Raw genomic sequence first — 22,407 nt, 5'->3', positions numbered from 1 at the left:
AGAGCGCGCCAAGCAATGATTGACACGCCGCCGGCGGCGAGCGGCTATCGGTTGCCAGCGCCCGACCGAAAAGCTAGGCACGCGGCACTGACCCAGTTGCAAAGCCCCTCCCCGTGCGCGTCCTTTTCCTTACCCAGTGGTTCGAGCCCGAACCCGCCTTCAAAGGCGCGTCATTCGCCGCCGCCCTTATTGCCGAGGGCATGGAGGTCGAGGTCGCAACGGCCTTTCCCAATTATCCGGGTGGAAAATTGTACCCGGGATACCGGATCAAGCCCTATCAGCGCGACCGGCAATGGCCCTTCCCTGTCCATCGCCTGCCGATCTGGCCGTCACACGATCGTTCGTCGATCGGACGCATCCTGAACTACGCCAGCTTCTTCCTTTCGAGCCTGATCTTCGGTCTTTTCACCGCGCGGCGTTTCGACGTGATCTATGTCTATCATCCGCCGGTGACCCCGGCGCTCGCGGCGGCGCTGTTCGGCGCGGTCCACCGGCGCCCGTTTATCGTCGAGATACAGGATTTGTGGCCCGACAGCGTGCTGGCATCGGGCATGGGCGGTAAGGCGATCCCGTCGATCCTCGGGAAGATTTGCGATTTCGTCTATCGGCGCGCGGCACTCGTGATCGCCCAATCGGACGGAATGAAGGCGCGACTGGCCGAGCGCGGGGTTCCTCCGGAGAAGCTCCACCGCCTTTATAACTGGTCGACCTATATCCCCGCGACGCCGACCGAGCCGCCGGTTGCGATCGACGGATGGGACGATGACGCCATCAACTTTGTCTATGGCGGTAATCTGGGACAGGCGCAGAGCCTCGGCTTTGTCGTCGACGCCTTTATCCGCGCGCGTTCGGCGAACGACAAAGTCAGGCTGCACCTGTTCGGCCACGGCATCGAACGCGACCGCCTGGCGCAGCAGATTGCCGCCGACGGATCGGGCCATATACTCCTGCACGGCCCGGTCGGCCGCGCGAAGATGGATCGCATTTTCGATCGCGCCGACGCGCTGGTTCTGCACCTGAATGGCGAAAGCCTCTACGACATCACGATTCCGTCGAAATTGCAGCACTATCTTTCGGTCGGCAAACCGGTCCTCGCCGGGATTTCGGGTGAAGCCGCCGGGATGTTGCAGGAATCGGGTGCGGCCATCGTCTGCCCGCCCGAAGACGTCGATGCCATGGCAGCGGCGATCGCCAGAATCGCAGCACTACCTGAAGAAAATCGAGCCGAGATGAGCCGACAGGGGCGCGCGTTTTACGACCGGAATCTCGCGATGGAACGCGCCGTCGACGAGACCGCCGGATGGCTGCGCGCGGTGGCGGCTCCCAATCGCTGACCGCACGGCGATCAAGTCATTGGCAGCAAGTCATCTTTGCCATAAGAGACGCGCCATGCTCAACGCCCCCATATCCCCCTGGCCAAGCTTTTCCGACGAAGAAGCCGACCGGGTCCGCGACCTCCTCCTCTCCAATCGCGTCAATTACTGGACCGGTGACGAGGGGCGGAATTTCGAGACCGAGTTCGCGCGCTGGTGCGGCAGCCCCAAAGCGATCGCGCTCGCCAACGGCACGCTGGCGCTGGACCTGGCGCTGAAGGCGCTCGATATCGGACCGGGCGACGAGGTAATCGTAACCCCCCGCACCTTCATCGCATCGGTATCGACCGTGGTGAATGCCGGCGCGACTCCTGTCTTCGCCGACGTCGATCTCGACAGCGGCAACATTCATCCCGCCAGCATCGCGGCGGTACTGACCGATCGCACGCGTGCGATCATTCCCGTCCATCTCGGCGGCTGGCCGTGCGACATGGACGGTATCATGGACCTGGCCGCCGATCGCGGCATCCACGTCATCGAAGATTGCGCACAGGCGCATGGCGCCAAGGTCGGCGGGCGAAGCGTCGGAAGCATCGGCGATGTCGGCGCATGGTCCTTTTGCCAGGACAAGATCATGACCACCGGCGGCGAAGGCGGCATGGTCACGACCGCCGACGAACGTTTGTGGGACGTCATGTGGTCGTTCAAGGACCACGGCAAGAGCTGGGACGCTGTCTATAATCGCCAGCACCCCCCCGGTTTTCGCTGGGTTCACGAAAGCTTCGGCACCAACTGGCGGATGCTCGAAGTCCAGGCGGCGATCGGCCGTATCCAGCTCACGCGGATGGAGGCATGGACGGCCCGGCGGACCGCGATTGCCCGCGCGATCGCTTCGGCCCTGGCGCCGTTCGGCGAAGCCGTTCGCGTACCCGCCCCTTCGGAAACGATGACCCATGCCTATTACCGGCAATATGCCTATGTCCGGCCCGATGGTCTGAAAGCTGGCTGGTCGCGCGATCGCATCGTCGCCACCTGCGTCGAGCGCGGCGCGATCGTGATGCACGGAAGCTGTTCCGAGGTCTATCTGGAGCGGGCTTTCGACGATGCGCCGTTCCGGCCCACGCAACGCTTTCCGATCGCGCGCGAACTCGGCGAGACGAGCCTGATGTTTCTTTGCCACCCGACGATCACCGACGAGGAACTGGCGCGAATCCTGGCCGTGGTTACCGCGGTGTTCGAGGAAGCCAGCCGGTAAGCGCCTGCGCGGTCAGTCGTCCGGGCCGCGTCGCGGATCGCCCGCGCTCCCGGTAAAGACCGGCATCGTCGCGTCGCCGGCGGCACTGATGCCGTCGCGCCCGACCACCCGTTTGACCGTCAGAAACAGGATCTTGAGATCGATCCACAGATTGTGATGATCGACATACCAGACGTCGAGCGCGAATTTTTCATCCCAACTCAGCGCGTTGCGCCCGTTGACCTGTGCCCAGCCCGTCACCCCGGGCCGCACATGGTGCCGCCGCCACTGTTCCTTTGAATAGAGCGGCAGATATTGCATCAGAAGCGGCCGGGGGCCGATCAGGCTCATATCGCCGCGCAACACGTTCCAGAGTTCGGGAAGCTCGTCGAGGCTCGTCGCGCGCAACCAGCGTCCGAACGGCGTCAGCCGATCGGCATCGGGCAACAATCGCCCGTCGGCATCGCGGCGATCGGTCATCGTCCGGAATTTGATCATGCGAAAGGGTTTGCCCATCTTGCCCGGGCGTTCCTGCCGAAAGAGGACCGGCGCACCGAGCCTCGTCCGGACGAGCAGCGCGACCAGGAGCAGAATGGGCGACAAGCAGATCAGCGCCAGTACGCTACCGGCGATGTCGATGAAGCGCTTGATCACGTCAATTCGCCGCCGCGGCTTTTCCCAACGAAAGGCCGCTCACGATAAGGCTGGCCGGGTTCGTGCCGATGCCGCCGACGATCCGCATGTCGAGACGAACGATGTCGCACCCCGCGGGCAGCGACATCACCATATCGCGATTGGCGGGCGTCTTTGTGTCGAGCAGGTTGACCGAAACCGCCCGTGCACCTTCATTCGGCCCGGACAGGCAAGTTGCCACCCACGTCGCCGAACTCTGAAGATTGGGCGTCCGCTCGCGAACCCGCCAGCGGAACTGCGTCGATCCGTTCGGGGCGACCAGTTTTGAGGCCGCTACCCCGACGGTGCCCGATGCGCCGTAAAACTCCATCCCCGCTCCGCCCGAGCCGACGCTTACCAGCGTCGCGCCATAGGCCTCGTTGCCGAATTGCCACACGAAGGGCGGATATCCTTCGACCGTCTTTCCATCGACGATACCGCTGACGTCCGAGAGCACCACCTTGTTGCCGCGCGGCAGCAAGGGATAAAGCTGGAGCGCCACGTCATCCGCGCCCTGCGAAACCAGCTTTGACACCAGCTGGGCATAGACGGCGTCGAGTTGACGCAGGTCGGGCGCCTTCGCTTTTCGTTCGATCAGAAGCCGGCCGACGGGTTCGGCCTGCGGCAAGCGATCCACCGCCACGGCGAGGAGTTCGGGGAACCAGGGATTGCTCTGGCGAACATAGGGCTGAAGATATTTCCGGCCCTCCGGCGCGACCATGATCGCAGCGAGGCGCGGCAGGATTTCTTGCGTTGAGTCCGGCCTCGACCGGATGATCAGGTCATAGTGGCGCAGGCCCGCCTCGATCTTTTCGCGGCGCAAGGCATCTTCGGCGAGCCAGAGCTGCACCGAGGCCTCCCGCCGCGTGATCCGCTCGGCGCGCAACATGGCCTGGCGCGCGCGCGGCAGATCGGCCTTCGCCTCATACCCCTTGCCGACCATCCAGAGCGAGCGCGCCGACAGCGGCGCATAGCCGAGGCCGGTGCGGCCTGTCGCGAACAGCAATTTGGCGTCGACCTTGCCGCGATTGTCGTAGAGCTTTTGCGTCAGCTGGTTCTGCCCGCTTCTCCACGAGAAGAACCCTCCGCCAAGCGGACGGAAGGTGTCGATGACGATTCCCGTCGAAGCGGCCGCCTGGGAAAAGGCCAGGATTGCGGCGAGCAAACCCGCAAACAGCGCGACGATGATGCCCGGCGTCAGGCTCTTCGCCAGCTCGTCGCGCGTCGATCGCCGCCGTTCCGCCGAACGCATCAGTTACGCGCTCCGTCGACGCCGCCATCCTCCGCGCCGTCGCGGCCATAACCATAGCCATAGCCATAGCCATAGCCGTAGCCCGACTGCTTTGCGCGATACTTGGTGAGCAAGGCGCCAAGGAGGTGTGCGCGCGAATCGCGAAGCCGCTGAATTGCCGCCTGCGACGCGCGAACCGCCGTGCGGTCGGCCTCGATGACATAGACGACGCCTTCGACGACATTGGCGATCAGGGGGGCGTCGGAGAGGCCCAGCATCGGCGGGCTGTCGAGGATGACATGGTCATAACGGCTTGCCAGCTTCTGAACGAACAGCGCCAGGCGCTCGCCGCTGAGCAGTTCCGACGCGCTCGGCGGCGTCGGCCCTGCAGCGATGAAATGAACGTTCGATTTGCCCGTGTCCTGAACCAGCTGTTCCCAATTGTCGTCGCCGGCGAGGAAGTTCGAAACGCCGCGTATGTTCTGCAAACCCAGTCGCGAGGCGAGGATCGGCCGGCGCATGTCGACGTCGACGAGCACGACCGAGCCCGAGGTCCGGCCAAGCACCAGCGCGAGCGAGTAGGCCGACGTCGATTTGCCCTCCGCAGGCGACGTACTGGTAAGGGCCATCGTTTTCGGGACGCCATGATCGGTCGAGAAGCTGAGGTTCGTCCGGACGGTCATATACGCTTCGGAGAGGATCGATTTCGGATCGTCCAGCTTCTCGAGCGCATCGTCGTCGACCACCGGGATGGCCCCGAGCAAAGCCACATCCAGCTTGTTCGAGACCTGACCGGGTTCACGCAGGCTTTCGTCGAGATTTTCGAGCACGATGACCGCGATGGCTGCGAGCATGAGGCCGGCAAGAAGCGCCATGATCACATTGATCAGGAGCTTCGGCGACGACGGCTTTTCCGGCATGGGAGCGGAATCGACCACCGAGATATTGTTGGTTCCGACACCCGCGACCCCGATTTCCTTGTAGCGCTGCAGCAAGGAATCATAGAGCTGGCGGTTCGTATCCACTTCGCGCTGGTATATATTATACTGGATGTTCGAACGGCTTTCGGTGTCGAACTTGTCGAGCAAGCCGTTCACGCGCTGCCGCAGGTCCTGCTCGCGCTGCGACGCGGCGTCGAATTCCGACAGATAGGCATCGCGGACACGGCGTTCCTCGGCAGAGATCGCGCGATCGAGCGCAGCCACTTGCTCACGCCCGGCCTTGGCTTCGGGATATTCGGGTTCGAAGTGGACGAGCAGGTCCTGATATTTGGCCTGCGCTTCTGCGCGTTTCTGGCGCAGCAGGTTCAACGATTGGTTCTGAAGCGCCAATTCGGTGCTGCCCGGCGATCGCGCCGCGCGCAGCTTCGCTTCGGCGGCCGTCCGTTCGGCCGTCGCTTCGATGAGCACGCGGTTCAGCTGTTCGAGATTGCTCGACGCCAGCGTCTGCGTGGTCTGCGTCCGCCCCTCGCCGCTCTTCGTTTCCGAAAGTCTCACAATCCCTTGCCGCGCGGCATAGTTCACCAGGTCGCGTTCGGATTGTTCGAGCCGTTCGCGCAGTCCCTGCAGGCGCGTTTCCAGATAGACGCGCGCATCCGAAGTGGACGCAAATCGACGATCCATGCTCTGCTGCGCGAACTCGCCGACCCAGGTGCGAGCGACCGATTGCGAGATAGTCGGCGACGCGCTGGTATAGCTGATGTCAATGAGCGCCGAACCGCGCAGCGGCGAAATTGCGACATTCTTCAGCAAGAGATCGACGGCCTGCCGCTGGCGGCCGCGCATGCGCTCCACCGAGACGGGGGCGCTGCCTTCGGACGAAAGAAAGCCCTCGCCTTCGGGCGTCACGCCATGGGCCGCAAAGAAATCCTTGTTCGACGACAGGCGGAGGCGCCGCTCGACGCGCTCGGCCAGCGAGCGCGCGTTGAGCAGCGAATATTGCGTCAGATAGAATTCCTGGTTCGGCGTGCTATCCTCGCGCTTCAATCCCTCCACATTCGTGACATTGGCCTGTTCGCGGGCAATCTCGATCCGCGAAGTCGCCGTATATTGCGGCGTCATCAGCAGCGTCAGAATGACGCCGATGACGAGCGTCACCGCCACGATCGCACCCGCAAGCCAGACGTGCCGTTTCAGCGCGTTCCAATATTCGAGAATCGTGGGCGCCGACCAGAACTGGCGCGTGTCCGCCGAGCCCCCGTCTTGGCTGAACGTCTGTGCAGGAGATTGCATGTTGGACATAAATTTAAGAACTCACCCGAACAGGAAGATCAGCGATTGTCGAGGACCGCGACCAGCGGCGAAACGAGAAGCGGAGCGACCGAAATGAACTGCTGGAACATGCGGCGTCCCGGCGATTCACCGACCACGACCACGTCATTGGGATAGAGTATGGGGTCGGCATATGCGCCGCGACGGATAGCGGCGAGATCATAGAGCGCGACCATCTGCCGGCCCTGCACATTACGATGGATCACCACCTCGCGCAGCTTCGCAAATTCCGTCGCGCCCTTCGCCGCGGCAACCCCGCGCATCAGCGTCATGCCGCCGACAACCGGGTAATTGCCCGATTGCTGGACTTCGCCGTCGATCGTCACATAGCGGCTGACGGTTTCTTCGAGGTTCACCGCGACCCTGGGGCTGCGCATATGGCCCGCGCGCAGCTGCTGCGTCACACGGTCCGCCGCCTCGCCGATCGTCAGATTGTTGAGATTGACGACGCCTGCAACGGGAAGCGTGATGTTCGCGCCGCCATCGGCGGTGACGCGGCGATCGGACAATTGTTCGATGCCCATCACGTCGATGATCAGCTTGTCATACGGGCCGATCCGATATTCATAGCCTTGCGCGGCACCGACCTCGCCGTTCGGCCCCGGCAATTCGCTGGTGTCGACAAGGGTCACGGTCGGCCCGCCAAGTCCGCCCTTTGTCAGGCTGTTGCCGGCGCAACCCGACGTTGCCATCAGGATGACGGCCATTGCACCGACGAAGCCCTTGCGGGTGCGTTGCTTGAAACTCGCTTGCAGCATAAACCTCTTCACTTCCGTGCCGCCTTATAGGCCGCTGAGCACCAAGCCGCCGCCACTGCAACCAGCAGCATAAGCGAAGGAACGCGGAGCGGATAGTCAGCCGCGCTATAGAGTGCAAGCATGGCGATGATCGAAAACCCGGCACGCCCCAGAACCTGGGCCTGAAAACCCCGTTCGCCGGGCTTCTCGCCTCGTGAGCGAAAAAGCGATCGCAGCGAAGCGAGGCCAAGGAACGCCGCCCAAATGATCAGCGCGACGCCCGGCAGACCGGTCGTCAGCAGCAATTCGGCAAAATCATTGTGCGCATGGTTGAAATAGAAGGCCGTGACGAACTTGTTCGGCTCGAAAATCTGGTACACTTCGACGAAGGTGCCCGCGCCGCTTCCGAACGGGAAAAATCGTTCGATCGCCTGCACGATGATCGGCAAGGCGCTGAGGCGCAATTCGTCAGCGGGATCGGTTTCAACTAGACGCTGGAGCGCCGGCGTGCGCATGGCGACGATGATCGAAAAGACGAGAAGAACCCCCGCGAGACCGAAACCGATCAACCGTTTGCGATTGTCGGTCTTGCGTTCCGCCGAACGAACATGCGCCACCGGCGACCGGAAAACCCACCAGGCCGAGGCGATGCCCACGATCCCGAGCACGATCCCGGCCCGCGACCCCGTCATCAGGATGAGCGGCACGAGCAAAAGCCCCCCCGCAATCGCGATCGCCCGATGGAAAAAAAGCTGTTCGGGCTTACCCTTGAACAGCGACAGATTGGCCGCGATCAGCGGGAACATGGCCGCGAGGAAAGCCGCCTGGTGATTACGGTTCGCGAACAGGCCGACGCTGACGCCGTTGTTCGTGATGCGATAGAAATAGAGCGGCCCCTGCGCCGGCCCCAGAGCCTGCAGCATTCCGATGATGCCGCTCACAAAACCCAGCGCGATCAACGCCAGCATCAATTTGCGCTGACCTTGTGCGTCGAGGTTCAGGACAAGGATAAGCGCGGCGACCGGCGCAGCCAGCGAAAAAAGCGCGTTCCAGGTGCGCGCCTGCGCGACCGACAGCGGCTGCCAGGGCAGCGCCATCCCGGCATCGCGATAAATCGACACCAGAATGTCCCGCCCCGGCAGCGCGGTCCAGATCGCGGGCGGAAGCGGGACGAGATGCAGGGCGGTAAGCCCCACGACACTCAGGGCGAGCGCCACCACCGCGCGGCCGTTCAGCCACGCAGCACGCCAGCCGACGACGAGCGCAATCGCCAGGACGACCATCGAAAGCGGACGCCAGACCAACAGCGACAACAGGTCGTCCCGCGCGCCCCCGGCAAAGAGGAAGCCCGCGACGAGCAATAGCATCAAGACGAGGTAAGCGATCCGCGAAGGATTCGCCCCGCCCCCTTGCTTTGAGTCCATGGTGTTGAACGATATTTTCATCGGCTTGCGACCCTGTTGTCGTTGTCATCATTCGGCTCCGCGGCCGGCGAAGCGCTCTCCCGGGAGTTCGTCGGCGCGTAGCCCGGCACCAATGTACGGACGACCAGCATCGCGCCATCGGCGTCACCGGACTCAAGCGCTCGCCGCATATTGTCCAACCACTCGGACAACTCGGACCAGCCGAGCCGTTCCTCCTTTGCTCTCATGATACGGCTGTGACTGGTCGGCTCGGGATTATCGCCGATCAGCAGTTCCTCATACATTTTCTCGCCGGGACGCAAACCGATTTCTTCGATGACGATATCGCCGTCGAGGTTCCGTTCGTCCCGGACCGTCCGGCCGGACAATTGGATCATCGTCCGCGCCAGATCGACGATGCGCACGGGCTGCCCCATGTCGAGCACGAAAACCTCGCCGCCCTTCGCCATCGCACCCGCCTGCAACACGAGTTGCGCGGCCTCCGGGATGGTCATGAAATAGCGGGTCACCTCGCGGTGCGTCAGTGTCACCGGCCCGCCCGCATTTATCTGTGCCTGGAAGCGCGGGACCACCGATCCGCTGGAGCTGAGCACATTGCCGAATCGCACGATCGAGAAAATCGTTTCGCCATCGCCCTCGTCCGCCCGCGCCTGAACGATCAGTTCGCAAACGCGCTTCGACGCGCCCATGATGTTCGTCGGGCGAACCGCCTTGTCGGTGCTGACGAGGATGAAGCGCGACGCGCCGACGCGTTCGGCTTCGACGCAGCAATGATAAGTGCCGAAGATATTGTTCCGCAGGCCCGAAACGGGGTTCTTTTCCACCAGCGGCACATGCTTGTAGGCCGCGGCATGAAACACGCTTTGCGGGCGATATCGCTCCATGACGCGGCGGATCGATGCGGCGTCGGACACGTCGGCAAGCTCGGGGATGATGACAGCCGAAGCGTCTTCGTCGCCGGCTTCCTCCAATTCCGAAAGAATGCTGTAAAGTGCGAATTCCGACCGTTCGACAAGGACCAGGCATCGCGGCCCGCGCGCCATGATCTGGCGGCATAGTTCGGAACCGATCGATCCCCCTGCCCCCGAAACCAGCACGATCTTGTCGGCGATCGCCTCGCCCAGCAGTAGTTCGTCCGGGGGGACGGGGTCGCGCCCCAGCAAGTCTTCGACCTTCACGTCCTTGAGGTCGCGGATCGACACTTCGCCGTCGATGATATTGCCGATGCTGGGCAGCGAGCGGACGCTGACCTGGAATTTCTTCAGGCTTTCGACGATCTCCGCGCGCCGCGCCCGCGTCGTGCTCGGCAGCGCCAGCAGGATCTCGTCGATCGCGAGTTCGCCGACCAGCGGGCCGATATCATAGGGCGGATGGATGCGGATACCGTCGATCCGGTCGCCGATCAGGCTCTCGTCATCGTCGAAATAGCAGGTGAGGACGAGGTGCCCTTCGTGACGCAGCGCCAGCCCCAGTTGCTGGCCGGCACGCCCCGCACCGTAAATCGCGACGCGCTGCTGGCGTCCGCGATGCACGAGGTGGAGCACATCGACCAGCGCATAGCGAATAAGGACGCGGCTCGTCGCCAGAAGGATCAGGAGGATCATCGGCTGGAGGATGCTGACGGTGCGCGGGATGCCTTCCAGTCCGAGAAAGGTGAAGATCGTCACCATCGGCAACGACATGAGCAGGCACGCCACCGCGATATTTGCGATCGTCCGCCCCCCCGCCGACCGGATGATCGAACGATAGGTCCCGCACCACCATGCGGCCAGGAACCAGCTCGGGAGTGCGACGGCGATCACCGTCAGCACCGGCGGACTGACAAGCTCCCATTGCCCCATCCGGATCGAGAAGGCGAGCCACACCGAAAGGACGCACAGCGCCGCGTCCATGGCGAAGGCGGTCAGCCGGCGGAGCGGGCGCGGAAGGTCCGCCAGCCGCCGCAGCACATTCATGAAAAGCGCGATCAGGGCGCTGGGGATTTCGTTGTCGGATTTCATCGCTTCAGAAACCAATGATCGGGGCGGGCCAAATTACCAGTCGTGCCCGAACGGCCCGTTCTTGACGATCCTCTACGTCTTCAAAAGACCAAGGCGAACAACCGAAGGATTCAAGCGGCATAATGAGGCGCGGTATTAGTGTTGCATCGCAATACAATCAATCCAAAACCCGGCGGAGCGCGGTTTTCGTCCGGCTGCGAGCACGCCGTACCGACGCCGGCCGAGCGCTTCGACTTGGCCGCCCTCCGGTGTTAACGTGCGAAAAAGGCGGACCTTCTATGTCCGGCATCGAATCGCGCCTATCAGCGACAACAACGAAAGAAGGACATGACGACGATATTGGTGACCGGCGCGGCCGGCTTTATCGGCATGAACGTCGCAAGGCAGCTGCTCGCGCGCGGCGATACCGTCATCGGGATCGACAATGTGAACGATTATTACAGCCCGGCGCTCAAACGCGATCGGCTGCGCCTCCTTGCCGACGCGGGGAGCCGGAATTTTCGTTTTCACGAGATCGATTTCGCCGACGCCGCCAAACTCGAAGCCGCCCTGAAGGAGGAAAAGATCGATCGCATCATCCACCTGGGCGCCCAGCCCGGTGTCCGCTATTCGATCACCAATCCGCACGCCTATGTCCAGTCGAACCTCGTCGGCCACCTGAACATGCTGGAAATCGCGCGCCACCGCGGCGTTGCGAATATGGTCTATGCCTCGAGCTCCTCGGTATATGGCGCGAACAAGAGCCAGCCCTTTCGGGTGAGCGACCGGGTGGACCACCCCGTGTCGCTCTATGCCGCCACCAAAAAGGCGGACGAGCTGATGAGCGAAACCTACGCGCATCTTTACCGTCTTCCCCTCACCGGCCTCCGTTTCTTCACCGTCTATGGTCCGTGGGGCCGGCCCGACATGGCGATGTGGCTGTTCGCGGAGCGCATCCTGAACGGCCGCCCCATCGACGTCTTCAACAATGGCGAGATGAAGCGCGACTTCACCTATATCGACGACATCGTGGCCGGGGTCATTGCGTGTATCGACAACCCGCCCCCCGACGACAACCAGCCCAAGGCGGGCGGCAGCGTTTCACCGCACCGCATCTACAATATCGGGAACAACCGGCCCGAACAGCTCATGCGGCTGATCGAGGTTCTGGAAGACGCCTGCGGCCGCAAGGCGGACAAGCGCTTCCTTCCGATGCAAGCGGGCGATGTCCATGAAACCTATGCCGATATCGACGCCATCCGCGACGAGCTGGGCTACCGGCCCGCGACGAGCATCGAGGTTGGCGTGCCGCGGTTCGTCGACTGGTACAGGGATTATTGCGGCATCGGCTGACCGCGGTCAGGCAGCTTCCGCCAAGCCCGCGGTCTGGAGATAGCGCCGGTCGGTTCCTTCGAGCGCGATCGCCGTCAGGACGCCCGATTTATAGGCGCCGGTGTCGATCCCGATGCGGTTGGGGCATTCATCGACCTCGTCCTGGATCGTGTGGCCATGGACGACCATGACGCCATGATCGCGCGCGTCGCCCAGAAATTCGTCGCGGATCCAGCGCAGGTCAGCCAGCGCCTGCCGTTCCAGCGGCACGCCCGGCCGAATACCGGCATGGACAAAGACATAGTCGCCGATCGCGATCACGTCCTCGCCATTGCCGAGAAAATCGACATGCGCCTGCGGGACCATCGGCGGCAATTGTTCCGCGACCTCTTCGAACGTCGCGTCGGCGAGATTGGTATCGCCCTTCCAATAGCTTTGGACCGTCGCTTCGCCCCCGATGCGCATAAAATAGCGCAAACGGCGAACATCGCCCGTCAAGGCCGCCAGGAAACATTCCTCATGATTGCCGATAAGCAGCCGCAACTCGTCGAATTCGCCGCGCAGGCCGAGCGCGCGTTCGACCACTTCGGCCGACCGGGGGCCACGGTCGACCAGGTCACCGAGCAGGATCAGGCTGACGCGCGCCGGCCCGAGCGCGGCATTGTCGGCGCGGATCAGCGCGATCAATTCGGCGAACAGGTCGTCGCGCCCGTGGATATCGCCGATCGCATAGACGCGCTGCCCTGCCGGGATGGAGAAGCTGGCCGGGGGCGGCGGAACCGGCTTGCTCTTACGCTTCCAGAACATGAAAAACCCAACTTCCAAATATATATATCGAGCGCGGGAATAGCGGCCGGCGCGTCGCGGACGCCCCTAGCCTCCGCCGTTCCGCGAGACAATATACAGCTTTATCGCGCAAATGTTGCATCGATGTCGTCTATCCGGAAAATCGGCCGCGATCATCGGCGCTTAAGGGTGTTGCAAGCTTTGCCGGCTATGGCGCGATGGCGTATCGATACCCGCCGCCGGTCGCGGCCGGGCGTTCGGTCAGGAGATTGATATGAAGGTGATGACCGTTTTCGGCACGCGTCCGGAAGCGATAAAGATGTTTCCGGTTGTCCACGCGCTGCGTGCGCAGGGCGGCCTCGACGCGCGCGTCTGCGTCACCGCGCAGCATCGCGAAATGCTCGATCAGGTGCTCGACATCGCGCGTATCGTGCCCGACATCGACCTTGACGTCATGCAGGCCGACCAGACGCTCGACGGGTTGCTCGCGCGGCTGGTGGTCGGACTCGGCGAAACTTTCGACGCCGAAAAGCCCGACCGTATCCTCGTCCACGGCGACACGCTGACGACGATGGCGGCGACGCTCGCCGCCTATTTCCGCAAGATCCCGGTTGGGCATGTCGAGGCCGGGCTGCGCAGCGGCAACATCTATCACCCCTGGCCCGAAGAGGTGAACCGCAAGGTCGCCGGCGCGGTCGCCGACCTTCATTTCGCGCCGACCGAGACCGCGGCCGCCGCGCTCCGCGCCGAAAATGTGCCCGCCGATCGGATCCACGTCACCGGCAACACCGTCATCGACGCGCTGCTCGCGACCACCGCACGGATCGACGAAGAGCCGTCGCTCGCGGCCGGGCTTGACCCGTTGCTCGCGCGCTTCGCGGGCCGCCGGATCATCGCCGTGACCTCGCACCGGCGCGAGAATTTCGGCGACGGGATGAAGGCTATCGCCGATGCCATCGCCGCCATTGCCGCGCGCGACGACGTCGCGGTGATTTTCCCCGTCCACCCGAACCCGCACGTTCGCAGCGCGATGGAGCCGATCCTTGGCGGCCTTTCCAATGTCGCGCTGATCGACCCCCTCGACTATCCGCACTTCGTTCGCCTGCTCGGCGCATCGGAACTGGTGTTGACCGACAGCGGCGGGGTGCAGGAAGAAGCCCCCTCGCTCGGCAAGCCGGTGCTCGTGATGCGCGAGACGACCGAGCGCCCCGAAGGGATCGAAGCCGGCACCGCGCGGCTTGTGGGGACCGACAAAGCGCGTATTGTTTCCGAAATTTTCAAGCTTTTGGACGACAAGGACGCCTATACCGCCATGGCCCGCGCCCATAATCCGTTCGGTGACGGCACGGCGGCAAGACAGATTGCGGAGATTGTAGCGCGTGCCCATTGATACGGAACAGAAGGTCACGGTCCTCGGGCTCGGCTATATCGGGCTTCCCACCGCGGCGCTGATCGCGCGATCGGGCTGCAAGGTCACCGGCGTCGATGTGAGCCAAAGCGTCGTCGACACCGTCAACAGCGGCCGCGTGCATATCGAGGAAGTCGATCTCGACGGCCTCGTCCAGGGCGTCGTCGCGCGCGGCGCGCTCGTCGCGTCGACCGAGGTTGCGGCCGCCGACACTTTCGTCGTCGCCGTGCCGACCCCGCACGACGAAGAGCATCGCCCCGACATCAGCCACGTCCTGTCCGCGGCGCGCGCGATCGCGCCGAAGCTCGAGGCGGGCAATCTTGTGATCCTCGAATCGACCTCGCCCGTCGGGACGACCGAAAAACTCGCCGAACTGATCGCTGAGCTGCGCCCCGACCTCAAGGTTCCGGGCGCGTGCAGCGGCGCCGCCGACATCTTCATCGCCTATTGCCCCGAACGCGTTCTGCCGGGCCGCATCCTCGTCGAGCTGATCGACAACGACCGCTGCATCGGAGGAATCACGCCGCGCTGTGCGCGCCGCGCGATGACCTTTTACCGCCAGTTCGTGCGCGGCGCCTGCGTCACCACCTCGGCGCGCGCCGCCGAAATGGTGAAGCTGGTCGAGAACAGCTATCGCGACGTCAATATCGCCTTTGCCAACGAGCTGTCGATGATGGCCGAACAGATTGGGGTCGACGTGTGGGAGGTGATCCGCCTCGCCAACCGCCATCCGCGCGTCAACATCCTCCAGCCCGGCCCCGGCGTCGGCGGTCATTGCATCGCGGTCGACCCATGGTTCCTCGTCCATGGCGCCCCCGACCACAGCCGGCTGATCCGTACCGCGCGCGAGGTCAATCTCGCCAAGACCGCGCATGTCATCGGCGCCGCCGAAATGCTCGTGTCGCAGCACCCCGACGCGCGCGTCGCGTGCCTCGGCCTCGCGTTCAAACCCAATATCGACGATTTTCGCGAAAGCCCCGCGGTCGAGGTTGCCGCCGCGCTCGCACGCCGCTTCGGCAAGCGGATCGAGATCGTCGAGCCCTATGCGCGCGGGCTGCCGATGGAGTTCGCGGGCACCGGCGCCGAACTGATCGACCTCGACACCGCACTGGCGGATTGCGACCTGCTCATCGTCCTCGTCGACCACGATTTGTTCAAGTCGATCCCGATCGAGGAGCGCAGCGACAAGATCGTTTATGACACGCGCGGCCTGTGGCTGGACCAGCCGAACGGCCGCAACGGCAGCCGCCTCCACCGCGCGGCCTGACGCTCATCGCTTGACGCCCCTATTCCCCTCCCGCATTTGGGGAAGATGTTGACACGCCTTGAAACTATCGTCGTCGAAAAACCCTGGGGGCGTACGGATATCCCGCAGGAATTCGGCGACTTTGGCGACCGGCGTATCGGCGAAATCTGGTTTTCCAACCCCGCCGGCGATGATGCGCCGATCCTCGTCAAATTCCTCTTCACGTCCGAGCGTCTGTCGATCCAGGTCCATCCCGGCGATGCCGCGGCGCGGGCGGCGGGATATCCGCGCGGCAAGGAGGAATGCTGGCTCGTCCTGTCCGCTGACGACCGCGCGGAACTCGGCGTCGGGCTGGACCGGGACACCACCCGCGCGGCGCTGCACGAAGCGGCGCTCGACGGCTCGATCGTCGACCTGCTCGACTGGCGCCCCTCGAAGGTCGGCGATTTCGTCTATAACCCCGCCGGAACGATCCACGCCATCGGCGGCGGGCTCACCATCGTCGAGGTGCAGCAGAATGTCGACTGCACCTATCGCCTCTATGATTACGACCGCCCGCGCGAACTGCATCTCGACGCGGGGCTCGCCGTCGCGACGCCCGGCCCGGTTCACGATCCGCGCGACACCGTCGTCGATCCGGCCGCGAACCGAATGCTGGTCGATGGCCCGTATTTCCGCCTCGCGCAACTATCGGCGCCGGTCGACCCCGCGCTCCTCGACCGTGCGACCGGCGAGTTGACGTTCGTCCCGCTGTCGGCGGGGTGTCGTGCGGGCGGCGAAGATGTGGCGCTCGGCGAAGCGGTCTTGCTCACCGACGCATCGACGATCGAAATCGACGACGGCGGCCGCGCGCTTTTGACCTGGCCCGCCTGACCCATCGCCCTCCCCTTGCGGGCCCGCCCGTCCTCTCCCATATCCCGGCCCATGACCAATCCCCATGCGCAAAGTGCCTCGCCTTGGCACGGAACCACCATCCTTTCCGCCCGCAGCCGCGACAAGGTCGTCATCATCGGTGACGGCCAGGTGTCGATGGGCCAGACGGTCATGAAGCCCAACGCCCGCAAGGTCCGCCGCCTCCACGACGGCAGCGTGATCGGCGGCTTCGCGGGCGCGACCGCCGATGCCTTCACGCTGTTCGAGCGGCTCGAGGCCAAGCTCGAACGCCATAACGGCCAGTTGCTCCGCGCGGCGGTCGAACTCGCCAAGGACTGGCGCACCGACAAATATCTCCGCAACCTCGAGGCGATGATGATCGTCGCCGACAAGGAGGTAACCCTCGTCATCACCGGCAACGGCGACGTGCTCGAACCCAAGGGCGGGATCGCCGCAATCGGTTCGGGCGGCAATTTCGCGCTCTCAGCGGCGCGTGCGCTCGTCGACTATGAAAAGGACCCGGCGGTACTCGTCCGCAAGGCGATGGAGGTCGCCGCCGACATCTGCGTCTACACCAACGACCAGTTCACCCAAGAAACCATCGAAATCCAGGCATAATCATATGAACAAGGACCTGACTCCCAAGGCGATCGTCGCCGCGCTCGACACGCATATCATCGGGCAGAACGCCGCCAAGCGCGCGGTCGCGGTCGCGCTGCGCAATCGCTGGCGCCGCCAGCAGCTTTCGCCCGACCTCCGCGACGAGGTGAGCCCCAAGAATATCCTGATGATCGGCCCCACCGGCTGCGGCAAGACCGAGATTTCGCGCCGTCTGGCGAAGCTCGCCGACGCACCGTTCATCAAGGTTGAAGCAACCAAGTTCACCGAGGTCGGCTATGTCGGCCGCGACGTCGAACAGATTGCGCGCGACCTCGTCGAGGAAGCCGTGCGGCTCGAGAAGGACCGCCGCCGCGAGGCCGTGCGCGCCGCCGCCGAAGAGGCCGCGATGGAGCGGCTGCTCGACGCGCTGACCGGCAAGGGCGCCAGCGAGGCGACGCGCCAGAGCTTTCGCCAGCGCATCCGCGAAGGGCATCTCGACGACAGCGAGGTCGAGATCGAGGTCGCCGACGCGCCGAATATGCCGTTCGACCTGCCCGGCCAGCCGGGCCAGATGAACATGATCAACCTGTCCGACATGCTCGGCAAGGCGATGGGCGGCCTGCCCAAGAAGCGCCGCAAGCTAAAGGTGATCGAGGCCGCAACCCGGCTGATCGAGGAGGAGCAGGACAAGCGCCTCGACCAGGACGATGTCGCGCGCGTCGCGCTCGCCGACGCCGAGGCCAACGGCATCGTCTTCCTCGACGAGATCGACAAGATCGCGGTCAGCGACGTCCGCGGCGGATCGGTGAGCCGCGAAGGCGTCCAGCGCGACCTGCTGCCGCTGATCGAGGGCACGACCGTCGCGACCAAATATGGCCCGATGAAGACCGACCATATCCTCTTCATCGCCTCGGGCGCCTTCCACGTCGCCAAACCGAGCGACCTGCTTCCCGAATTGCAAGGCCGCCTGCCCATCCGCGTCGAACTCGGCGCGCTGACCGAGGAAGATTTTGTTCGCATCCTCAGCGAGACGAAGGCCGGCCTGCCCGAACAATATGTCGCGCTGCTCGGCACCGAAGGCGTGACGCTGAACTTCACCTCCGACGCGATCGCGCGCGTCGCGAGGCTGGCGGCCGAGGTCAACGAGAAGGTGGAGAATATCGGCGCACGCCGTCTCCAGACGATCATGGAACGGCTCGTCGAAGAAATCAGCTTCACCGCCGAGGATGCACCCGGCACGACGCTCGATATCGACGCCGCCTATGTCGACCGCCAGCTCGCCGAGGTTGTCGGCGACACCGACCTCAGCAAATATGTGCTTTGATCATCGGGTGTCGCTAGGACGCTTGTGGCTGAGCGGCCCCGGCAGACGAGGCCATCGCGCTCGTGCGGCAATATCCGGCTGACCAGCTGGTTGTCGATCGAACGGGTGATCCGTGGTTCAAACGAAGATCGACTCAGCCATAGGGGCCCACACTCGTTTGAGCTTGCCCCGCTACGCTGGGTCGCTAGCGCAGCGGGTCGAGCGGTAATTACAGCGAGACAATGAGCATCGGGTGAAAATCAGATCATGTCCGATGCCCTCCCGGTGCGCCTTTGAGCGTATCACCGGCGTACGCTTACAAATGGCCCAAGTTGATCAGCGTTTCGGATCGGCAAGTTCACCGTGCTCCCCATCCTCCGTCGACGGTGCTACCGGTGGACGAACGATAAATGGAACGCCCAGCTTCTCGGCGATCTTGCGAAGAGATTTATATGCTGTCTTTCGACGGTTCGGCGGAATTTTTGCCATATGAATCTTCACGTTGCTTCGGTGAGGAGGATTCTTGCGTGACTTAGCTAATCGTTGATTTGACCATGATATCAGGCTGGACATGGAGCCTGAACGCGACGCCGTCTGTTATGAACAGCTAGCCCGTGTCGCCCGCCTGAAAGCCAGCGCGACCGACGATCCGTTTCTGGCGGTCCGGCTTCGCGAGGCCGCAATCAGGCATGAACGGATGGCGCGAAAACTTCGTCGCGATTTAGCATGGTGCGGTCAGCGAACGAGGGGCAGTATAGAGGATGCGTCCTCAATCGTCCGTGCCATCGAATATGATCTCGCTATCGTCATAGGGCGGCGTATCGCGCTCATCCGAGGAGGGGGCCATGTAGAGTCCGTCGCAGGCGGCATCAACGAAGCGCCGCACGGTCATCAGCGCATCTTGAGTTCCGCTGGTGACGAGTTCGATCGGCGGCGCGCCACCGAAAACGCGCGCTTTATGAGGCCTCTGAAGCCATTCGACACCTTTATCCTCGTCTGCGAAGAGAATTCTAAGCCCTTTGTAAATGCCGAGGACCGCCGAAATCCGCATTAAAACATCGAGATCCAGGGTGATGCCCTGACCCTTGCGAGCTTTCTTCACCCAGCCATGATAGGTCGATCGAGCCGGATAACCGAGGATCAGCCGGCGCTGCTCCTCGGTCAGTCCCCAAAGGTCGGCGATAGCGAGGAAGGCGCGCAGGCCAGGCCCGCTTAGTCGGCGCCGGTTAGCTATCGCAAACCGTGCAATATCAGTCCTGCCGGCGGAGCCAGAGCGCGGGGAACCGGGGGGCCTATCCATCGCCTCACCCCTCCTTCGAGGTTGACTCGGTCCCAGCACCAGCCTCGCCGGAACTTTCTTCGGTAGGTGGCACGGCAATCAGCAGCGCGTCACGAATGAGCGCCAATGCGCCCGCGCGGCGGTCGTGATCGGGAAGCAGGAATTCTTTATCGATCGCGGGTACGCTTTCAGGCTCGTAACCCGCCTGTTGAACGCGAACCTCGTAGCTCGAGATTCGGCCGCCTGCGATATTCCCGGCGGTGATCTCGCCGATCTTGTACTTCCTCTCCTCGCGGCCCCAAGGCCAGATCTCGACATTTACCACCAGCATGACTTCTTCCTTTTCATATTCGTCGGTGCGACCCCACTCTTCGCGGGTCAGAGCCACTCAGAGCTCAGGGCGTCGAAGTCCGCCGCCCGCTCCAGGCCGTGCTTGGTCAGTTTGAATGCGGGTTTGCTTGCATCCTGATCGGGCACGAAATGGAGTGCGCGTTCGATCAGGCAGGGTCGATACTCCCGGAACCAGACGGGAACGAGGCCGTCGATCCCGATGTCTACGAGCACTCGCTTCTCGCCGGTGCTCGGGCGTGCGACGCGTACCAGCAGGGCGTCGCAGCGCGACAAGCACATGATGTCCTCGACGACATGATGATCGCCAGCGGCCGAGGGTTTGGTAGGAACGATGAGCAGATCGGCGTCGGCAGCGATCAGATAATGGGCGCATTGCACGGGCAGAATCGGCGGCTTCTCGTCGAGATCGAGTTCGGCGACCTGGATGATGGCGAGCGCCGCCATCAGCGTTTCCATTTCTTCGGCCCGCTCGGTCGCGGTGGGGTATTTTGACATGTACAATCCATTCGTTGGCAGCGCTGGCTGGGCAGCGGCTGCTTTCCTTCATCGCTCCAGCCATAGCTGGACCTTTTTCTTTCGAGACACTTTGCGACGTCAGTCGCCACGCGCTGGCAAGAGGCCGCTTCGTCAGGCGCCGTCGGCGCCGCGTCCTTGCTGCGCTTGCCATTCCGCCCACTCCGCGGCGAAGATCGCCTTGCCGGGATCTGCCGCCAACGGCCGGACAAAGTCGGTGAAGCCGTAGCTTTTGAGCTCTCTGGCAAGCGCCATCAAATGGATGTGCGGTGGGTTGGTCGAGCCGATCTGGACCGGGAGGTGGAAGGCGGCGATGACGGCGAGATTGCGTTCGCGGCAGAGGCGGTCGCGAGCGAAAGCTCGGACGTCTTCCCAGATGGCATGGATACGGTCGGCGTCAGGAAAGCGGATCGTCATCATGACCAGCAGATCCTTCAATCCTTCACAGGCTTGCTCCTCGTACTTCTCGCACAGGCGTCTGGGATCGAGGCAATCGTCGTGCGCCATCGGCGGAAGCAGGACGTCCCAGCGGTAGCAGGTAGGCTCCCATGGTGCGGCCACATCGGCCTTGCGCCCCGGCGAGAGACGACGCAGCACGGAAGCAGGAGCGGTCTGGATCGCTCCCTTTCCAATCCGGCGTCGGACGACCCCGAATACGAGATTGGGATCGCTACCGCCCTCTACGGGTACAAAATCGAGGCCGTCTGGCGCCGGTCGCTTTTTCATCTCCATGACCAGCCTCCATGCAAATGGGCATCGAGATGCGCGCTTGCGCGCTCGATGCCAGCCGTTCGATCCCAGTCGTCGACGTAAGGCGCGTGCTCAGTCAGGAAGAGCCCGTGAGGCAGCAATCGGACGGAGGGGCCATCGCCATAGGGCACCAGCCAACTGTCGCCCGAGAGGCCACGGAACAGCCGATAGTCTTGAAGCCACCGGAGATCGCCGTCGTCGGGCATCACGAGATCGATCGTTACATCAGTCGCGGCCTGCCTCTGCGAATGCCGCAGCAGCACGACCGGATGCCGGGTTGCGATCGCCTCGGCTTCCATCTCGCTGAGGAACAGCGGCGCAGCGCAGGCCGTTGCCCGCACGATGACGGAGGGAGTCTCGATAAACAGGCTGTCGGCCAGGAGGCCCGCCATGTTCAGCACATCCTGGCACGCGTGGCTGTGCATTACCGATGCCAGATAGCGCATCAGCTTGCTGTCGGTGCGCGTCACGGTCGGCAGCGGGATGCCACCTTTGATCACAAGGTCGAGCATGGTCGGGCGCGGCTCGATCATGAGGTCGATTGCGCCGGTCGGTGGATAGAAGTTCGTCATTAGGCTTACTCGTTTTGAACGAGCCCTTGGGCCGGGGCTCGCGGCAGCCCCGGCGTCAGATGTTTTTCATCCTTCTCGCAGGGCCAACCTGCGCCTTTTCTTCTGTTAGAACTTCGGCGCGTGATCGCGCCGCACTTCTTGTCCTAGGTCGCGACAATACCTAGGTCACCGATCGGTGGCGGCGACACGCGCTTTTACACGTGGCAGGCTTGGAAATGACGCCGCATGATATCCGAAGCTCTATCGCTCGCGTCGATCATCGCATCGGGCCAGTGAGATGACTGCACGCCGGACGCCATTCGTGGCGGCGACGGTCCAATTTCGCGCGCGCCGTCCTAAGCGGAAGGAAAAATGCCTGCGCAGGGGCGACTCTTGGACGGCCACTGTCCAACTCGCAACAAGAGGGGTGGTGACACGCCTCGAAGAGGAGACCCGGATCGGCAAAGGCGGGACCCTGGCGGCGCAGCTGTCGCGGCTCGATCTGATCGTGCTCGACGAGCTTGGATATCTGCCGTTCGCACGCTCGGGAGGGCA

General features: G+C 63.5%; 20 protein-coding genes and 1 pseudogene. 9 read left to right on the top strand and 12 right to left on the bottom strand.

The features are described 5' to 3' along the window. Positions 1–113 precede the first annotated feature (113 nt). Positions 114–1,334, top strand: coding sequence for a glycosyltransferase family 4 protein (locus ACIPPQ_RS18180; RefSeq protein ID WP_446545472.1), 1,221 nt, complete (start codon positions 114–116; stop codon positions 1,332–1,334). 55 nt (positions 1,335–1,389) lie between these two features. Next, the gene (locus ACIPPQ_RS18175; protein ID WP_446545471.1) at positions 1,390–2,568 is read left to right on the top strand and encodes a DegT/DnrJ/EryC1/StrS family aminotransferase; all 1,179 of its coding nucleotides are present in this window, start codon (positions 1,390–1,392) and stop codon (positions 2,566–2,568) included. A gap of 12 nt (positions 2,569–2,580) precedes the next feature. Here the strand turns inward: ACIPPQ_RS18175 and ACIPPQ_RS18170 are convergent, their stop codons facing one another. The 6 genes from ACIPPQ_RS18170 to ACIPPQ_RS18145 all read right to left on the bottom strand — a co-directional run bounded on the left by ACIPPQ_RS18170 (position 2,581) and on the right by ACIPPQ_RS18145 (position 10,881). Beyond that, positions 2,581–3,201, bottom strand: a complete 621-nt coding sequence (locus tag ACIPPQ_RS18170) for a sugar transferase (protein ID WP_446545470.1) — start codon at positions 3,199–3,201, stop codon at positions 2,581–2,583. 1 nt (position 3,202) lies between these two features. Continuing rightward, positions 3,203–4,471 carry a tetratricopeptide repeat protein gene (locus ACIPPQ_RS18165; protein ID WP_446545469.1) on the bottom strand — a complete coding sequence of 423 codons (1,269 nt, stop codon included), beginning with the start codon at positions 4,469–4,471 and terminating at the stop codon, positions 3,203–3,205. Then, a complete protein-coding gene (locus tag ACIPPQ_RS18160; RefSeq protein ID WP_446545468.1) occupies positions 4,471–6,681 on the bottom strand; it encodes a GumC family protein in 2,211 nt (736 codons plus the stop codon). Before ACIPPQ_RS18160 ends, ACIPPQ_RS18165 begins: the two co-directional genes overlap by 1 nt. Before the next feature lie 38 nt (positions 6,682–6,719). Further along, positions 6,720–7,490, bottom strand: a complete 771-nt coding sequence (locus tag ACIPPQ_RS18155) for a polysaccharide biosynthesis/export family protein (RefSeq protein WP_446545467.1) — start codon at positions 7,488–7,490, stop codon at positions 6,720–6,722. Next, a complete protein-coding gene (locus tag ACIPPQ_RS18150) occupies positions 7,487–8,824 on the bottom strand; it encodes an O-antigen ligase family protein (RefSeq protein WP_446545590.1) in 1,338 nt (445 codons plus the stop codon). The genes ACIPPQ_RS18155 and ACIPPQ_RS18150 overlap by 4 nt, the downstream gene beginning before the upstream one ends. A 74-nt stretch (positions 8,825–8,898) precedes the next feature. Next, positions 8,899–10,881 (bottom strand): polysaccharide biosynthesis protein, encoded by a 1,983-nt coding sequence (locus tag ACIPPQ_RS18145; protein ID WP_446545466.1) that lies wholly within the window; start codon positions 10,879–10,881, stop codon positions 8,899–8,901. 327 nt (positions 10,882–11,208) lie between these two features. On the opposite strand from ACIPPQ_RS18145, the gene ACIPPQ_RS18140 reads away from it, so the two are divergent. Beyond that, positions 11,209–12,213 carry an NAD-dependent epimerase gene (locus ACIPPQ_RS18140; protein ID WP_446545465.1) on the top strand — a complete coding sequence of 335 codons (1,005 nt, stop codon included), beginning with the start codon at positions 11,209–11,211 and terminating at the stop codon, positions 12,211–12,213. A 6-nt stretch (positions 12,214–12,219) separates the two neighbouring features. Here the strand turns inward: ACIPPQ_RS18140 and ACIPPQ_RS18135 are convergent, their stop codons facing one another. Next, positions 12,220–12,999 (bottom strand): metallophosphoesterase family protein, encoded by a 780-nt coding sequence (locus tag ACIPPQ_RS18135; RefSeq protein ID WP_446545464.1) that lies wholly within the window; start codon positions 12,997–12,999, stop codon positions 12,220–12,222. Positions 13,000–13,252: 253 nt separating this feature from the next. Between ACIPPQ_RS18135 and wecB the strand changes: the two genes are divergently transcribed. The 5 genes from wecB to hslU are packed head-to-tail and all read left to right on the top strand — an operon-like array spanning position 13,253 to position 18,429. Then, the gene (gene wecB, locus ACIPPQ_RS18130; RefSeq protein ID WP_446545463.1) at positions 13,253–14,368 is read left to right on the top strand and encodes a non-hydrolyzing UDP-N-acetylglucosamine 2-epimerase; all 1,116 of its coding nucleotides are present in this window, start codon (positions 13,253–13,255) and stop codon (positions 14,366–14,368) included. Further along, on the top strand, positions 14,358–15,653 hold the full coding sequence (gene wecC / locus ACIPPQ_RS18125; RefSeq protein ID WP_446545462.1) for a UDP-N-acetyl-D-mannosamine dehydrogenase: 1,296 nt from the start codon (positions 14,358–14,360) through the stop codon (positions 15,651–15,653). Before wecB ends, wecC begins: the two co-directional genes overlap by 11 nt. A gap of 45 nt (positions 15,654–15,698) precedes the next feature. After that, positions 15,699–16,505: a class I mannose-6-phosphate isomerase gene (locus ACIPPQ_RS18120; RefSeq protein ID WP_446545461.1), complete on the top strand. Its 807-nt coding sequence runs from the start codon at positions 15,699–15,701 to the stop codon at positions 16,503–16,505. 51 nt (positions 16,506–16,556) lie between these two features. After that, entirely contained in the window at positions 16,557–17,123 is a 567-nt protein-coding gene (gene hslV / locus ACIPPQ_RS18115; protein WP_446545460.1) for an ATP-dependent protease subunit HslV, read from the top strand. Between the two features lie 4 nt (positions 17,124–17,127). Beyond that, positions 17,128–18,429 (top strand): ATP-dependent protease ATPase subunit HslU, encoded by a 1,302-nt coding sequence (hslU, locus tag ACIPPQ_RS18110; RefSeq protein ID WP_446545459.1) that lies wholly within the window; start codon positions 17,128–17,130, stop codon positions 18,427–18,429. Positions 18,430–19,177: 748 nt separating this feature from the next. Here hslU and ACIPPQ_RS18105 read toward each other — a convergent pair. The 5 genes from ACIPPQ_RS18105 to ACIPPQ_RS18085 all read right to left on the bottom strand — a co-directional run bounded on the left by ACIPPQ_RS18105 (position 19,178) and on the right by ACIPPQ_RS18085 (position 21,873). Then, positions 19,178–19,708, bottom strand: a complete 531-nt coding sequence (locus ACIPPQ_RS18105; protein ID WP_446545458.1) for an antitoxin Xre/MbcA/ParS toxin-binding domain-containing protein — start codon at positions 19,706–19,708, stop codon at positions 19,178–19,180. A gap of 4 nt (positions 19,709–19,712) precedes the next feature. After that, entirely contained in the window at positions 19,713–20,075 is a 363-nt protein-coding gene (locus ACIPPQ_RS18100) for a hypothetical protein (protein ID WP_446545457.1), read from the bottom strand. Then, on the bottom strand, positions 20,066–20,533 hold the full coding sequence (locus ACIPPQ_RS18095; RefSeq protein ID WP_446545456.1) for a hypothetical protein: 468 nt from the start codon (positions 20,531–20,533) through the stop codon (positions 20,066–20,068). The genes ACIPPQ_RS18100 and ACIPPQ_RS18095 overlap by 10 nt, the downstream gene beginning before the upstream one ends. 132 nt (positions 20,534–20,665) lie before the next feature. Next, entirely contained in the window at positions 20,666–21,283 is a 618-nt protein-coding gene (locus ACIPPQ_RS18090) for a hypothetical protein (protein WP_446545455.1), read from the bottom strand. Further along, positions 21,274–21,873, bottom strand: coding sequence for a hypothetical protein (locus tag ACIPPQ_RS18085; protein WP_446545454.1), 600 nt, complete (start codon positions 21,871–21,873; stop codon positions 21,274–21,276). The genes ACIPPQ_RS18090 and ACIPPQ_RS18085 overlap by 10 nt, the downstream gene beginning before the upstream one ends. Positions 21,874–22,279: 406 nt before the next feature. Between ACIPPQ_RS18085 and ACIPPQ_RS18080 the strand changes: the two are divergent. Further along, positions 22,280–22,407: pseudogene (locus ACIPPQ_RS18080) on the top strand (ATPase); the annotation flags it as partial.

The organism is Sphingopyxis sp. LARHCG72 (assembly GCF_052871675.1).
The sequence above is the reverse complement of the archived record's forward strand: the minus strand, read 5'-3'. Positions and strand labels throughout refer to the sequence as shown.

Coding starts and splice junctions, on each gene's coding strand:
- ACIPPQ_RS18175 (WP_446545471.1), top strand. CDS start 1,390: ATGCTCAACGCCCCCATATCCCCCTGGCCAAGCTTTTCCGACGAAGAA.
- ACIPPQ_RS18165 (WP_446545469.1), bottom strand. CDS start 4,471: ATGCGTTCGGCGGAACGGCGGCGATCGACGCGCGACGAGCTGGCGAAG.
- ACIPPQ_RS18160 (WP_446545468.1), bottom strand. CDS start 6,681: ATGCAATCTCCTGCACAGACGTTCAGCCAAGACGGGGGCTCGGCGGAC.
- ACIPPQ_RS18150 (WP_446545590.1), bottom strand. CDS start 8,824: ATGCTATTGCTCGTCGCGGGCTTCCTCTTTGCCGGGGGCGCGCGGGAC.
- ACIPPQ_RS18145 (WP_446545466.1), bottom strand. CDS start 10,881: ATGAAATCCGACAACGAAATCCCCAGCGCCCTGATCGCGCTTTTCATG.
- ACIPPQ_RS18140 (WP_446545465.1), top strand. CDS start 11,209: ATGACGACGATATTGGTGACCGGCGCGGCCGGCTTTATCGGCATGAAC.
- ACIPPQ_RS18135 (WP_446545464.1), bottom strand. CDS start 12,999: ATGTTCTGGAAGCGTAAGAGCAAGCCGGTTCCGCCGCCCCCGGCCAGC.
- wecB (WP_446545463.1), top strand. CDS start 13,253: ATGAAGGTGATGACCGTTTTCGGCACGCGTCCGGAAGCGATAAAGATG.
- ACIPPQ_RS18120 (WP_446545461.1), top strand. CDS start 15,699: ATGTTGACACGCCTTGAAACTATCGTCGTCGAAAAACCCTGGGGGCGT.
- hslV (WP_446545460.1), top strand. CDS start 16,557: ATGACCAATCCCCATGCGCAAAGTGCCTCGCCTTGGCACGGAACCACC.
- hslU (WP_446545459.1), top strand. CDS start 17,128: ATGAACAAGGACCTGACTCCCAAGGCGATCGTCGCCGCGCTCGACACG.
- ACIPPQ_RS18105 (WP_446545458.1), bottom strand. CDS start 19,708: ATGGATAGGCCCCCCGGTTCCCCGCGCTCTGGCTCCGCCGGCAGGACT.
- ACIPPQ_RS18095 (WP_446545456.1), bottom strand. CDS start 20,533: ATGTCAAAATACCCCACCGCGACCGAGCGGGCCGAAGAAATGGAAACG.
- ACIPPQ_RS18090 (WP_446545455.1), bottom strand. CDS start 21,283: ATGGAGATGAAAAAGCGACCGGCGCCAGACGGCCTCGATTTTGTACCC.
- ACIPPQ_RS18085 (WP_446545454.1), bottom strand. CDS start 21,873: ATGACGAACTTCTATCCACCGACCGGCGCAATCGACCTCATGATCGAG.